Raw genomic sequence first — 13957 nt, forward strand, 5'->3', positions numbered from 1 at the left:
GGATGGTCGGCACAAGCCCGACCATGACGCCGAGAGGTTAGCGTCCGGCCTTCCGCGCCCGCGCCACCGCCGCCTCGATCCCCTCCCAGGCCGGCTTCCCGGGCGCGAAGCGTCCGCGCAGATAGGCCGCCAGCTCCACCAGCTGCCGGTCGTCGAGCGCGGTGGCGAAGGAGGGCATCGAGCCGATGCCGTGCTGGCCGCCTTCGAGCAGCATGTTGACGAGATTGGCCGGGGTCGCCGCGTGCAGCTTCGAGGACAGGCCGAGCGCGGGCCCGGCATTGACGAGCGGCGCGGCGCGGCCGGTCTCGTGGCAGGCGGCGCAGGCGCCCTCATAGAGGCGTGAGACCGGCGAGGTCGCAGGGCTCGCCGCGGAAGCCGTCATCGCCTCGATCTGCATGGCACGACCCGCAGCCTCGGCCTCGGGCAGAGGCTCGCTCAGCGAAGCCAGATAGGTCGCCATCGCCCGGATATCGGCATCCGGCAATTCCCTGAGCTCAGCGATGACTGGCGCCATCGGGCCGGCGGCGGCACCGTGATGCTGCGAGGTGCCGGTCTTCAGATAGGTGTAGAGCTGCGCCTCGCTCCACGGGATAGGGCCGGCCGAAAGCTTCGTCAGCGCCGGTGCCTCCCAGCCTTCCGCCTCGCCGCCGGCGAGATAGGCGCTGCCGCCCTTCTCGGCGCCGAGCGCATTGCGCGGGGTGTGGCAGGCCCCGCAATGGCCGAGCCCATCGACGAGATAGCGCCCACGATTCCATTCCGCCGAGCGCACCGGATCAGGCTTCAGCTCGCCGCCCCGGTTGAACAGCAGGTTCCAGCCGGCCAGCAGCGGGCGCAGGTTGAACGGGAAGGTCAGCCGGCTCGGCTCATTCTCCTGCCGCACCGCCGGCTGCGACATCAGGAAGGCGTAGAGCGCCTGCAGGTCGGCCTCGCTCGCCTTGGCAAAGCTCGGATAAGGAAAGGCCGGGTAGAGCTGGCGGCCGTCGCGGTGCAGGCCGGCGCGCATCGCCCGCTCGAAGGCGGCATAGGACCAGGTGCCGATGCCGGTCTCGACATCGGGCGTGATGTTGGTGGTCAGCACCGTGCCGAACGGCGTCGGCAGAGCGAGCCCGCCGGCATAGGGCACGCCATCCTTGCCGGTGTGGCAGGTGGCGCAGGCGCCGAGCGCCGCGAGCTGGCGGCCGCGCTCGATCGTCGCCGCCGACCAGGTCGACGGATCGGGCCGGGCGATCGGCGCGATCGACGGCGCGAAGGCGAGCGAAACCGCGGCAAAGGTGGCGGCGCCCGCAACGGCGGCGCCGAGCTTGCTCCACCAGGGCAGGCGTTTTGCCGGCTCGCGCGGTGGCGGCTTCAATAGTGGTGTGCCGTTGAGACCGGCGAGCACGCGCTCCGGCGTCAGCGGCAATTCGCGGAAGCGCACGCCGGTCGCATCATAGACGGCGTTGACGATCGCCGCTGCGCTCGGGACGGAAGCCGACTCGCCGGCGCCCATCGGCGGCAGATGCTGGCGATCCATCAGCATGACGTCGATCGCCGGCAGTTCCGGGAAGGTCAGCACCGGATAGGAGCCCCAGTCGCGGCTGGCGACGGCGGTGGTCTGCGAGAATGTCACTTCCTCGCGCAGCACCCGGCTGGTCGATTGCAGGACGTTGCCGTGGATCTGGTGCGTCACCCCGGCGGGATTGACCATCATGCCGGTGTCCTGGCCGACGGTGACGCGGCTGACGGTCACTTCGCCGGTCATCCGGTTGACCGCGACGTCGGCGACCCAGGCCGCCCAGGCGGCGCCGACGCCCGGCCAGCTACCGTGGACATAGCGCGCCTGGGCGAAGCCGCGCCCGCGCAGCATCTCGCCGTCCTGCTCCACGCGCGGGCCCACATGCGGCTGCCAGTTCGCCCGCTCGGCGGTGGCACGCGTCAATTCGGCGGCGCGCTCGTCATTGATGTGGCGCAGGCGGAATTCGACAGGATCGACGCCGGCCTCATGCGCGAGCTCGTCGATATAGCTCTCATGGGCGAAGACGTTCGGCATGGCCGAGACGCCGCGCAGCCAGGACGCGCGGACGATCGGCGGCATGTCATAGGCCGTCAGCCGCATGTTTTCGTAATTGTAGGACGGCAGCGCGGTGCGATCACCCATCCTCAGCGTTGCCGGCTGGTTCGGGATGCACCCGGTCAGCAGCAGCGCCAGGGTCGGCGCGGCATTGGACGGGTACCAGGTGTGGAAATCATAGGCCTTGAGCGAGCCGCCCGGCCCGAGCCCGCCCTTGATGTCGATCAGCTGGGCCGCGCCCTTCGGCTCCCAGAGATGCTCCTGCTCGCGGGTGAGCTGGACCCGGACTGGCGCGCCGACCGCCCGCGACAGCAGCACCGCGTCGGCGACGACGTCGTCGGCGCAGTTGCGGCCATAGCAGCCGGCCGCCTCGAAGCGGATGATGTCGATCCGCTCCTTCGGCAGGCCGGTGAGCACTGCAAGATCGTTCTGCAGCGGATAGGGATTCTGGCTGCCGGTCCAGACGGTGATCCCGTCTTCGCGCACATCGGCGACGGCGCAGGACGGGCCGATCGAGCCGTGCATGTGGTAGGGCCAGACATAGGTGCGATCGAGCCGGGTCTCGAGGCTCGCCAGCGCCGTGTCGACATCGCCCTCCTCGGCGAGGAGACGTGGTGTCGAGGGGTGGGCGCGCAGCGCCTGGCCGAGATCGGAGAGGTCGGGCGGCGTGAACTCGCGCCATTGTGTCTTGAGCTTGAGCGCGGCTTCCGCCGCCCATTCCTCGCGCTCGGCAACGATGCCGATGAAGTCGCCCTCGACCACGAGGGCGCGGATGCCGGGCACGTCGGCGATCGAGTCGCGGTCGACGGCGATCAGGCTCCGGCCGACGAAATCGCCGGCATCCATGCCGGCATAGGGCGGGCGCACCACCCGGCCATGCAGCATGCCGGCAACGCGGACATCGTGGACGTAAGTGAAGCTGCCGGTGACCTTGGCGGGGATGTCGACGCGGGCGACCGAACGGCCGACGAGCTTGTGCTGATCGACCTGCTTGAACTTGGCGCTCTCCGCGAGAGGCAGCAGGATGCGCTCATTGGCGAGCACTGTGTCGAGGGCGATGGCAGGCGCGGTCTCGCCCTTGCGCGAGATCACACCGTCGCTGAGCGCGATCTCGTCCTCGCCGCAGCTGAGCGCCGCAGCAGCGAGCGTGATCAATCTCGCGCGGATCTGCGTCGCCGCGATCCGCATCGCGACCGAGGTGACCTGGATCGTCTCGCTGGCGATGGTCGGCCCCTGATCGGGCGTCTCGGCGGTGTCGCCGAGCACCATCTCGACCGCTTCGAAGGGAAAATCGAGCTCTTCCGCCACCATCTGGGCGAGCGCGGTGCGGATGCCGGTGCCGAGATCGACATGGCCGTTGAAGGCGAAGACGCGGCCTTCCGCCGTCAGGCAGACATGCAGATCGAGCCCGTCCTCTGGCGCGGCGTCCGCGGCTGCGCCCTTGCGCGGCGCCACAACGCCGATCACGCCGGCGCGCTTCAGCAGCAGCTTGCGGGAGAGGGGATCGCTCATGGCGCCGCCGTATCCTGTCGGCCGCGTTCGACAGCGAGCAGCACCGCCCTGACGATCTCGACATGGGTGCCGCAACGACAGAGATTATGGCGCAGCGCCTCGCGCACCTCGGCCTCGCTCGGATCGGGCTGCACGTCGAGGAAGGCCTTCGCGGTCATCACCATGCCGGAGATGCAGTAGCCGCACTGGGCAGCCTGCGCGTCGATGAAGGCCTGCTGGATCGGGTGCGGAGCCTCGACGCTGCCGAGACCTTCGAGCGTGACGATCTCTCCTCCCTCTGCCAGCCTGACCGGCAGGGCGCAGGCGCGCGCCGCCTGGCCGTCGACCAGCACGGTGCAGGCGCCGCATTCGCCGAGGCCGCAGCCGAATTTCGGGCTGTTGAGGCAGAGATCGTTGCGCAGGAAGAACAGCAGCGGCGTCTGGGGCTCGCCCATAACCTCATGGCTCGCACCGTTGACGCGAAGCGTGAAGCGCTTCGTCGTCCTCATGGCTCGCCCAGGCGGGGCGAGGCGCGCCTGATCGTCCTGATCGTCACGGCCACCGAGATCGTTCGTATACGAATGAGAATAATGACAAATCGAAGTCAGCTGCAAGCGGGATTTCCACACTGAAGCATACTGCCGTCATGCTCGCCCTTGTGGCGAGCATCCACGTCTTGAACCGCGTCTGGTGAGGGAAGACGTGGATGGTCGGGACAAGCCCGACCATGACGGGGAGGTGCGGGGAACTGCCGCTCAGTGGCCGACCGACGGAATCTTCTCCGCCGGCGGGGTGTTGCGGCTGATGCCACTGCGGACGATGCCGTCGATCACGATCATGCCGATGCCGGGCAGGTCGCCGAGCTGGATCGAGTCGAGGAAGGTCTTGCCGGCGGAATGCTGGGCCTTGTCCATGAAGACGAAATCGGCGGCGCGACCGACCTCGATCAGCCCGCAATCGAGGCTGCGCATGCGGGCGGTGTTGCCGGTGGCGAAGCAGAAGGCGACCTCGGCCGGGATATCGCCAAGCGAGGACAGCATCGAAACCATGCGGACGATGCCAAGCGGCTGCACGCCCGAGCCGGCCGGCCCGTCGGTGCCGAGAATGACGCGCTGCAATTCGCCCATCTCGCGGGCGACGCGCAGCGTATAGAGCGCGGCGCGCTCATTGCCGTTGTGCACCAGTTCGAGGCCGCGCTTGCAGCCCTCGCAGATGCAGCGGATCTCCTTGTCCGGCAGTGCGGTATGGCCGCCATTGATATGGCCGACCACGTCGGTATCTGCCTCCAGCACGACATCGGCGCCGATCAGCCCCGAACCGGGGATCGAGGGGCCGCCGGTGTGGATGGTCGACTGGATGCCGTATTTGCGGGCCCAGGCGACCATCTCCTTCGCCCGCGCACCGTCCTTGACGCCGCCGAGCCCGACCTCGCCGAGCAGCCTCACGCCGGCGTCGGCCAGATCCTTGAAGTCCTGCTCGACCATGCCGGGCTCGATCACCGGCGCGCCGGCATGGATCTTGACGCCGCCGGGGCGGAAGGCGGTGAAGGCGCGCTGGGCGTAGATCGCCATCGCCTTGAGGCCGACGATGTCCTTGGGTCGGCCGGGCGTGTGGACCTCGCCGGCTGAGATCATGGTGGTGACGCCGCCATGCATGGTCGAATCGATCCAGCCGAGCTGGTTCTGGCGTGGCGTCCAGTCGCCGGCGACGGGGTGGACATGGCTGTCGATCAGCCCGGGCGAGAGCACCGTGCCGTGGGCATCGATGACGGTGTCGGCCCCTTCTGTATCGAGATCCTTGAAGCGGCCGACCGCGGCGATCCGGCCGCCGATGGCGACGAGCGTATCGGCTTCGAGGATGGGACGCTCGATATCGCCGGAAAGCATCAGGCCGATATTCTTCACCACCAGCTTGTGGGTGCTGCTGACCGTCGTCGCCTGCTGTTCAGCCATCGTATCCGCCCTGTCGTCCGTTACCAGAAATCCGCCGCCATCCTCATTGCCACAAGCCCGATTGACAAGCGTGGCGGGATGCGAGATATTGTTTGTATACGAATGAATTTCTGCCCCGTCCGGACCCGGCTGTCAAGCAGCAAGGATCGCGCATGCCTTACGCCGTCACCAGCGCCTGCATCCGTTGCAAGTACATGGATTGCGTCGAGGTCTGTCCGGTCGACTGCTTCTACGAGGGCGAGAACATGCTCGTCATCCACCCGGACGAATGCATCGACTGCGGCGTCTGCGAGCCGGAATGCCCGGCCGAGGCGATCGTTGCCGACAGCGCCGACGGGGCCGAGCAGTGGCTGGCGTTGAACGCGAGGCTGGCGCCGCTCTGGCCGAACATCACCCAGAAGAGCGAGCCGCCGGCGGATGCCGACGACTGGAAGGGAATACCGGACAAGATCGACCTGCTTTCCGAACGTCCGGCAATGTGATATTGGGTGGCCTGCATCCGATAATCTGCTAAATCGCTAGACTATCTAAGGATCGACGAGATGAGCAATTTCTACGAGGAGCGCGTCCTCTCCGTCCATCACTGGACCGATACGCTCTTCAGCTTCACGACGACCCGCGACACGACCTTCCGCTTCAAGAACGGCCAGTTCACGATGATCGGGCTCAAGGTCGGAGAGAAGCCGCTGCTGCGCGCCTACAGCGTCGCCAGCACCAATTACGACGAGAACCTCGAGTTCTTCTCGATCAAGGTGCCGGACGGCCCGCTGACCTCGCGCCTGCAGAACCTGCAGGTCGGCGACCCGATCATCATCGGCAAGAAGGCGACGGGCACGCTGGTGCTCGACAACCTCAAGGACGGCAAGCGCCTGTTCCTGCTCGGCACCGGCACGGGCCTTGCCCCCTTCCTGTCGCTGATCCGCGACCCCGAGACCTATGAGCGCTACGAGAAGGTCGTGCTCATGCACGGCTGCCGCCAGGTCTCCGAGCTGGCCTATGGCGAGCGCATCCAGCAGGAACTGCCGAACGACGAGTTCCTGGGCGAGATGATCCGCGAGCAGCTGATCTACTACCCGACCGTGACGCGCGAGCCGTTCCGGAATCGCGGCCGCATCACCGACCTGATCACCTCCGGCCAGCTCTTCAGCGATACCGGCCTGGGGCCGTTCGACCCTGCCAGCGACCGCTTCATGCTCTGCGGCAGCCCGCAGATGCTGGTCGACCTCAAGCAGATCTTCGAGGAGCGTGGCCTCGAGGAAGGCAATCACGGCGAGGCCGGCGACTACGTCATCGAGAAGGCCTTCGCCGAGCGCTGAGACGCTTCTGCCATCGCATTTTCCGTCATGGTCGGGCTTGTCCCGACCATCCACGTCTTCGCTTCCTTGATCGCATGTGGTGTTCAAGACGTGGATGCTCGCCACAAGGGCGAGCATGACGGCGTGCGGCGCATTTTGCCGAACGCGCCATGGCCTGCTACCTGTCCGGCAAATCACCGCAACCGACGAGTAGCGCCATGGCCGACACCCTCCCCGACCGCCTCTCTTCCAACCCCAACAGCCCCTTCTACAACGAAGAGCTGCTGGCGAAGGACATCGGCGTCCGCTTCAAGGGCGTCGAGAAGACCAATGTCGAGGAATACTGCATCAGCGAGGGCTGGGTCCGCCTCACCGCCGGCAATGCCAAGGACCGCCATGGCAACCCGATGACGGTGAAGCTCAAGGGCACGGTCGAGCCCTATTTCCGCAACGCCGAGTGAGGCGTGCCGCGGGCGATCGCCAGCGCGAAAGCGGCGACCGCCAGCACTGACAGCCCGGCGCGCACGGCGTGGAGCGATCCCCAACGTTCGATCAGCGCCCGGCTCGCCGCTCCCGCCTGCTCGGCGCCGAGCGCCAACAGCGCGTTGTTCACCGGCGCGATCACGGTCAGCGTGAACGGCAGGTTGGCGAGCATCAATGCCGCGCCGACGAGCCAGAGCGGGTTCCGCGCCCGCCAGAAGGCGAATGCGCCAGCAAGGCTCGCGAGCACCGCGAGCCCGGCCTGCATCCGCGCCGCACGCGGATAGCTCTCCTGCCAGTGCCGCAGCAGTGGCGCGTCCGTGAGCGCGAGCCGCGCCGGCTGCTCGGCGGCGAGAATGTAGATCGCAGCACCGGCGAACAAAGTCGCCAGGATCAGCGCGACAAGACCCGTGACGGAAACGCCGCTTCGCTCCATGGTCGCATCGAGGATTGAGTCAGGCATGGCCGTCTCCTCAAAATGAACAGCATGCTATCTATTATTGCATAGCATGCTGTCCGATTGCAATCTCGCCGGATCGGGCCCTGCATGACCAGCTTCAAGACCAGTTCCGCCGGCTATCTCGCCAATCATGTCGCCCGCCTGTTCGCGCGCGAGCTCGCCGAGGCGGTGCGCCCGCTCGGCCTCGCTCCGGCGCAGTTCATGGTGCTGCTCGAGCTCTGGCGCGAGGATGGGCTGACCCAGAAGGACCTGGTCGGGCGGCTCGATGTCGAGCAAGCGACCATGGCGGCGACGCTGGCCCGGATGGAGCGCGACGGGTTGATCGAGCGTCGCCCCGACCAGGCCGATGCCCGCGCCCGCCGTATCCAGCTCACGGGGCGGGCGCGAGCCCTGCAGGAGCCGGCGCTTGCCGCCGCCAAGGGTGTCAATGCGCGCGCTTTGGCCGGCTTTTCCGAGGGCGAGCGCGAGGCGCTGCTGTCAGGCCTGCGCCGCATCGTCGATGCGCTCTCGCGCAGCGCCGAGCTCGGCTAGCGGTTTGGTCTGCCAGGATCGGAACGACCGTCCGGCCTCAGTTCGGCACGGCGCCGCGCAGCAGCCCGACCAGCTCGGCCTGCCGGGTCACGCCCGTCTTGGCGAACACCTGCCTGAGCGTGGAGCGGGCCGTCCCCTCCGTCCAGCCGAGCGCGGCCGCCGCCTCACGCGGCGGATGACCACCGGCGATCAGCGCAGCGAGGCGCGCTTCCGACGGGGTAAGGTCGAACAGGCCGGCGACAAGATCGGGGGAGAGAGCCGCGGCCTGCACCAGCGGCGTCGCGACGAGGATCGCACTCGCCTGGGTGAACAGGTCATGGGCCGCGCCCTTGACCGGCACCAGATGGAAGATGATCGGCGGCAGCTCGCCACGCGCCCGCATCGGGATCGAGCGGACCGCAGCCATGTTCCCGCCGCGGCCAAGCGCCTCCAGCGCGGTCACGAAAAGCGCATCGGCGCCTGCGTCGGTGAGCTTCAGCCGTGACGGAAGGTCCTCGACGGCTGACGGCATCAGCCGCGTCAGCAGGCTGTTGGCGGCGAGGATTCGACCGCCCTTGCCGAGGACGGCCGCTGCCAGCTTCATGAGTTCCAGCGCTGCGGCCGCGCTGCGTGCGCGCTCGACCTCCAGGTGGTTGGCGATCAGGGCAGAGCGGGCAAGATGGGGCCGGACGCGGTCGAGCGCGTCGACGATCGCCCGGGGGAACGGGCCTTCCGCATAGGGCTTCTCGACATTGAGCATCGCGAAGTCGCCCGAGGGGATGGCGATTGCGGTGGCGGCGCCGGAGCCGTAGCCCCGCGGGATCAGGAAGTCGCGGTAGAGCGGCAGCGCCTCGGCCTCACCGGGCGCGAAGACGTCGCCATCGGTGACGAAGCCGGCGTGCCGGAAGGCGATGGCCCGTTTGGTCCGCTCGTTCTGCGCTCCGCCCTGGGTGAGCCAGATCTCGTCCCACATCTCCTGGAAGGCGGCGCTCGTGCTGATGATCGAGACCCGCGTCTCGCTGATCCGCGAGCACAATGCGGCGGTCGCGCCGCTATCCTGCGCCAGCCCGGCAAGCCAACCCTGCCAGCGCTCCGGAATGACGGCAGCCTCGTAGAGCCCGTCGATCAGCGCCTCGAATCCATCGCCGAATGGCAAACCAGTCTCCTTTCTGCAGAGTTGCAACCAGAGCTAGAGATACGCAACCAGAGCTAGCATGTTAATTGGGAAAGTGCCTTGTAGAAGAAAGTCGAGCCGCAATCGCGCCCGTCCGGCATCAGCGCATAGCGCGGGATCGTGCCGACCTCCGTCCAGCCCAGCCGGTTGTAGAGGCGGCGCGCCGCGCCGGCCTCATCGGTGTCGAGCACCAGGAGATCGCGCCCGAGTGCCAGCGCCGCCGCCTCCGCCGCCCGCATCAGCGCCTCGCCGATGCCGCGGCGACGAGCGCGCGAATGCACCAGCACCTTGGCGATCTCGGCGCGGTGCGGCTGATTCGGCTTGCCGACCGGGTGGAGCTGCGCCGTGCCGACGATGCCGCTCTCGTCGCGCGCGACGAAGAGATGGATGCGCCCGGCGGCGACCTCCGCCGCGATGCCGCGCCAGAAGCTCTCGAATTCGGCTGATGTGTTCCAGTCCATGAAGCCGACCGAGGCGCCGTTCGCCACGGAATCGCGCAGGATCTCCGTCAGCCCGGGTATCGCTGCCCGCGCCCCATCCCCGTCGAGCTGTTCGATGGTCACGCTGTCCGGCCTCGTCATGATCTGTCTCCTCGCACCGCCAGCCGGCGGCGCAGTCTACTATGCAAGATTAATTCCAACATAGTGGATCGTCAGGAACAAGGTCGCTGCGACCCGCCGTCAACCTGGATTTTACGACGTTCGGCGAATTCCGGTCTCGCCAGCGCAAATCCGGCAGGTGATTTCCGAAAAAGTCACGGGCTCGCGTTTTGCTGGAGCCGGAAGACGCCGGAAACGGCGCCGGCGCAAGGGGAGGCGTCGATGAACAGAGGGCTGGAATATGTCGGCCGGTCGGTGGTCCGCTTCATCACGCGCGGCAAGCCGCAAAGCGGGCCGGTCGATCGCAAGGCCCTTGCGAGGCTTGAGGCGGCACTGAGACCCGGCGACGTGCTGCTGGTCGAAGGCCACATGAAGGTCTCGGCGGCGATCAAGTACCTGACGCAGTCGACCTGGTCGCACGCAGCGCTCTATGTCGGCGAGACCGGCCGGTTCAGCCCTGAGGGTGAGCCGCTGGTGCTGGCCGAAGTCGAGATGGATGTCGGCTGCGTGCTCTCGCCGCTGTCGAAATACGGCGCCTTCGGCACCCGGATCTGCCGGCCGCAGGCGCTTGACCGCGAGGGCCGCCAGATTGCGGTCGACTATGTGCTCGACCGGCTCGGAACCCAGTACGACCTCAAGAACATTCTCGACCTGGCGCGCTGGCTCGTCCCGATTCCCTGGGCGCCGGCCGGTTTCCGCCGGCGCATGATCGCGCTTGGCTCCGGCGACCCGACGCGGGCGATCTGCTCGACCCTGATCGCGCAGGCCTTCGAGGCGGCGCGCTACCCCGTCCTGCCGACGGTCGAATACGCTCAGGCGATGGGCGAGGAGGATTTCCAGGAAATCCTGCATATCCGGCACCATTCGCTCTACATGCCGCGTGACTTCGACATCTCGCCCTATTTTTCCGTGGTGAAGCCGACATTGGAGGCCGGCTTCGACTACAAGGCGCTGAACTGGGCGCAGGAACGCCTGCTCGCGGCAGAGTGAAGCGGCACTCGATCTGCCCCACACCCTTGGCGCAAGGGGCGCGCACTGCTATGGCGCGCGCATGAGCACCCGCAGTTTCGACAACATCCGCAATTTCTCGATCGTGGCGCATATCGACCACGGCAAGTCGACGCTTGCCGACCGGCTGATCCAGCAGACCGGTACGGTCGCGGCGCGCGACATGAGCGAGCAGATCCTCGACTCGATGGATATCGAGAAGGAGCGCGGCATCACCATCAAGGCGCAGACCGTCCGGCTGGACTACCTGGCCGAGGATGGGAAGACCTACATTCTCAACCTGATGGACACGCCCGGGCACGTCGACTTCGCCTATGAGGTCTCGCGCTCGTTGGCGGCCTGCGAGGGTTCGCTGCTCGTCGTCGACGCCTCGCAGGGCGTCGAGGCGCAGACGCTCGCCAATGTCTACCAGGCGCTCGACGCCAATCACGAGATCGTCACGGTCCTCAACAAGATCGACCTGCCGGCGGCCGAGCCCGAGCGGATCAAGCAGCAGATCGAGGATGTGATCGGGCTCGACGCTTCCGAGGCCGTGCCGATCTCGGCCAAGACCGGCCTCAACATCGAGGGCGTGCTCGAAGCCATCGTCAAGAAACTGCCGGCGCCCAAAGGCGACCTCGAAGCCCCGCTCAAGGCCCTGCTGGTCGACTCCTGGTACGACGCCTATCTCGGCGTCGTCGTGCTCGTGCGCATCATCGACGGCGTGCTGAAGAAGGGCATGACCATCCGGATGATGCGCGCCAACGCCAGCTATGGCGTCGACCGCGTCGGCGTGTTCAAGCCAAAAATGCTCGAAGTGAAGGAACTCGGCCCTGGCGAGGTCGGCTTCTTCACCGCCTCGATCAAGGAAGTCGCCGACACCGCCGTTGGCGACACCATCACCGACGACAAGAAGCCGATCGCCGAGCCGCTGCCGGGCTTCAAGCCGGTGCAGCCGGTGGTGTTCTGCGGCATCTTCCCGGTCGACGCAGCCGATTTCGAGGTGCTGCGGAGCGCCATGTCGCGGCTGCGCCTGAACGACGCCAGCTTCTCCTATGAGATGGAGACCTCGGCGGCGCTCGGCTTCGGCTTCCGCTGCGGCTTCCTCGGGCTGCTGCATCTCGAGATCATCCAGGAGCGGCTCGAGCGCGAGTTCAACCTCAACCTGATCTCGACCGCGCCTTCGGTCGTCTATCACCTCAAGCTGCGCGACGGCACGACGCTCGAACTGCACAACCCGGCCGACATGCCGGACGTGATGAAGATCGAGTTCATCGAGGAGCCGTGGATCCGCGCCACGATCTTCACCCCGGACGAGTATCTCGGCTCGGTGCTGAAGCTCTGCCAGGACCGGCGTGGCCTGCAGATCGACCTCAACTATGTCGGCTCGCGCGCCAAGGTCGTCTACGATCTGCCGCTGAACGAGGTGGTGTTCGACTTCTACGACCGGCTGAAGTCGATCTCGAAGGGCTATGCCTCCTTCGACTACAACATCACCGACTACCGCGAGGGCGACCTCGTGCGCATGTCGATCCTGGTCAATGCCGAGCCGGTCGACGCACTCTCCATGCTGGTCCACCGCTCGCGCGCCGACGCGCGCGGCCGGGCGATGTGCGAGAAGCTCAAGGAGCTGATCCCGCCGCATATGTTCCAGATTCCGGTGCAGGCGGCGATCGGGGGCAAGATCATCGCCCGCGAGACGATCCGGGCCCTGCGCAAGGATGTGACCGCCAAGTGCTATGGCGGCGACGCCTCGCGCAAGCGCAAGCTCCTGGACAAGCAGAAGGAAGGCAAGAAGAAGATGCGGCAGTTCGGCCGCGTCGAGATTCCGCAGGAAGCCTTCATCGCCGCGCTGAAGATGGATTCGTGAGGTATATACTGTTATTTTTTGTAAATTAAACTACTCAGGCGCATGCATTTTTTGCCAAATTATTGGGCGCACCTTAAATCTAAGGGCGAATATAGGTAACATATACTTTTTAGCAAGAGATGACATGTCACGATAAAAGCCATTTCGCTATTTTCGCGCCCTGACGATTCAATCTTGCTGGACACCGAGTTTCGTCTACAATCGCGTTCAAGATACGACATATTGAGGCGCGCCAACTCCACGGTCTAATATGAGTTATAGGGAGGGATAAATGCAGGTCTTTCTGGCTCTCATTACCCTCGGATTTATTGCTTTTTTAAATCTAACCTCCGCTGTCGCAGGCGGCGGCCTTGTAAAATGCATTATTACGGTCGGGTTGCCACATGGAGAATATAACATAGAAATTATATCTTCAGAGATGAGAGATGAAAATTTTGCTAAAATTGCTTTAAAAAGGATAAAATTCCAATATGGAGCAATCTTACACCACGCGAATTTTAATGTAATTCGGCTATCCGATTCCGATTTCATTAATAAAAAACGTACGTTCGATTCGAAAAAAGACCTAGTCATTACTTTTGGCAAAACGCCTAAGAGCGCAACCTACCTTACTTCCGATTTTGTACCTAAAAACATTGTCGTTATTCCGCCGCCTGATTCACGTCCGCAAGACCTAACTGAACTTTCTCAAGATGAATTTCAGATCGCTGCGATGGAACATGCGATTGCACGAGGCATTTTGTTTTGGAACGGAGAGAATCCGGCAATTGAATCAGAGGTTACAATTGAACATATCCGTGAAGGCGTAATTCGCTAATTGAAGCTTTTAAAGCGTAAAGAGGCAGATACACCATGAATCGTGTGTCATTGATTTGCGCATGGATTTCATTTGCGCTATTGCTAATTTTATTTATTGTTGGAGCCTGGACAGGACAAGCGTCCTCTGGCCCCTTCATTGATATGTTTTTCTGGCTCGCCAACGTTTTAATCGCTGTTAGCGCAGGTATCGTTACATACGAATTGTCAGGTAAAATAGAGTACTTTAGACAAAGACAACACGAGAGACTAATAATTAGGGGCACGGGGGGC

13 protein-coding genes are annotated in these 13957 nt (G+C 65.0%); 7 read left to right on the top strand and 6 right to left on the bottom strand.

Annotated features, from left to right (window positions below):
• Nucleotides 1-37: 37 nt before the first annotated feature.
• The 3 genes from AC07O0_RS16150 to AC07O0_RS16160 form a co-directional block, all read right to left on the bottom strand.
• Nucleotides 38-3562 carry a molybdopterin cofactor-binding domain-containing protein gene (locus tag AC07O0_RS16150; RefSeq protein ID WP_494624702.1) on the bottom strand — a complete coding sequence of 1175 codons (3525 nt, stop codon included), beginning with the start codon at nt 3560-3562 and terminating at the stop codon, nt 38-40.
• The gene (locus tag AC07O0_RS16155; protein ID WP_494624703.1) at nt 3559-4050 is read right to left on the bottom strand and encodes a (2Fe-2S)-binding protein; all 492 of its coding nucleotides are present in this window, start codon (nt 4048-4050) and stop codon (nt 3559-3561) included. Before AC07O0_RS16155 ends, AC07O0_RS16150 begins: the two co-directional genes overlap by 4 nt.
• 246 nt (nt 4051-4296) lie before the next feature.
• On the bottom strand, nt 4297-5493 hold the full coding sequence (locus AC07O0_RS16160; protein WP_494624704.1) for an amidohydrolase family protein: 1197 nt from the start codon (nt 5491-5493) through the stop codon (nt 4297-4299).
• Between the two features lie 152 nt (nt 5494-5645).
• On the opposite strand from AC07O0_RS16160, the gene fdxA reads away from it, so the two are divergent.
• The 3 genes from fdxA (at nt 5646) to AC07O0_RS16175 (ending at nt 7249) form a co-directional block, all read left to right on the top strand.
• On the top strand, nt 5646-5975 hold the full coding sequence (fdxA, locus tag AC07O0_RS16165) for a ferredoxin FdxA (protein ID WP_091835349.1): 330 nt from the start codon (nt 5646-5648) through the stop codon (nt 5973-5975).
• Nucleotides 5976-6035: 60 nt separating this feature from the next.
• Nucleotides 6036-6809, top strand: coding sequence for a ferredoxin--NADP reductase (locus AC07O0_RS16170; protein WP_494624705.1), 774 nt, complete (start codon nt 6036-6038; stop codon nt 6807-6809).
• Between the two features lie 197 nt (nt 6810-7006).
• Nucleotides 7007-7249: a DUF3297 family protein gene (locus tag AC07O0_RS16175; RefSeq protein WP_494624706.1), complete on the top strand. Its 243-nt coding sequence runs from the start codon at nt 7007-7009 to the stop codon at nt 7247-7249.
• Here the strand turns inward: AC07O0_RS16175 and AC07O0_RS16180 are convergent.
• Nucleotides 7228-7731 (bottom strand): anthrone oxygenase family protein, encoded by a 504-nt coding sequence (locus AC07O0_RS16180; protein ID WP_494624707.1) that lies wholly within the window; start codon nt 7729-7731, stop codon nt 7228-7230. The two genes, AC07O0_RS16175 and AC07O0_RS16180, sit on opposite strands and share 22 nt — an antisense overlap.
• Before the next feature lie 84 nt (nt 7732-7815).
• Here AC07O0_RS16180 and AC07O0_RS16185 point away from each other — a divergent pair, with 84 nt between their 5' ends.
• Nucleotides 7816-8259, top strand: a complete 444-nt coding sequence (locus tag AC07O0_RS16185; RefSeq protein ID WP_494624708.1) for a MarR family winged helix-turn-helix transcriptional regulator — start codon at nt 7816-7818, stop codon at nt 8257-8259.
• Nucleotides 8260-8296: 37 nt separating this feature from the next.
• On the opposite strand, the gene AC07O0_RS16190 is transcribed toward AC07O0_RS16185, so the two are convergent.
• Nucleotides 8297-9394, bottom strand: a complete 1098-nt coding sequence (locus AC07O0_RS16190) for a helix-turn-helix transcriptional regulator (protein WP_494624709.1) — start codon at nt 9392-9394, stop codon at nt 8297-8299.
• 53 nt (nt 9395-9447) lie between these two features.
• On the bottom strand, nt 9448-9993 hold the full coding sequence (locus tag AC07O0_RS16195) for a GNAT family N-acetyltransferase (protein ID WP_494624710.1): 546 nt from the start codon (nt 9991-9993) through the stop codon (nt 9448-9450).
• Nucleotides 9994-10233: 240 nt separating this feature from the next.
• On the opposite strand from AC07O0_RS16195, the gene AC07O0_RS16200 reads away from it, so the two are divergent.
• The 3 genes from AC07O0_RS16200 to AC07O0_RS16210 all read left to right on the top strand — a co-directional run bounded on the left by AC07O0_RS16200 (nt 10234) and on the right by AC07O0_RS16210 (nt 13685).
• Nucleotides 10234-11001, top strand: coding sequence for a YiiX/YebB-like N1pC/P60 family cysteine hydrolase (locus AC07O0_RS16200; protein ID WP_454029139.1), 768 nt, complete (start codon nt 10234-10236; stop codon nt 10999-11001).
• Between the two features lie 61 nt (nt 11002-11062).
• Complete coding sequence (lepA, locus tag AC07O0_RS16205; RefSeq protein ID WP_494624711.1) at nt 11063-12868, top strand: translation elongation factor 4; 1806 nt, start codon at nt 11063-11065, stop codon at nt 12866-12868.
• 271 nt (nt 12869-13139) lie between these two features.
• Nucleotides 13140-13685, top strand: coding sequence for a hypothetical protein (locus AC07O0_RS16210; protein WP_494624712.1), 546 nt, complete (start codon nt 13140-13142; stop codon nt 13683-13685).
• The last annotated feature ends 272 nt before the right edge of the window (nt 13686-13957 follow it).

The sequence above is a fragment of the Allobosea sp. GW821-FHT10B12 genome, from assembly GCF_059415545.1.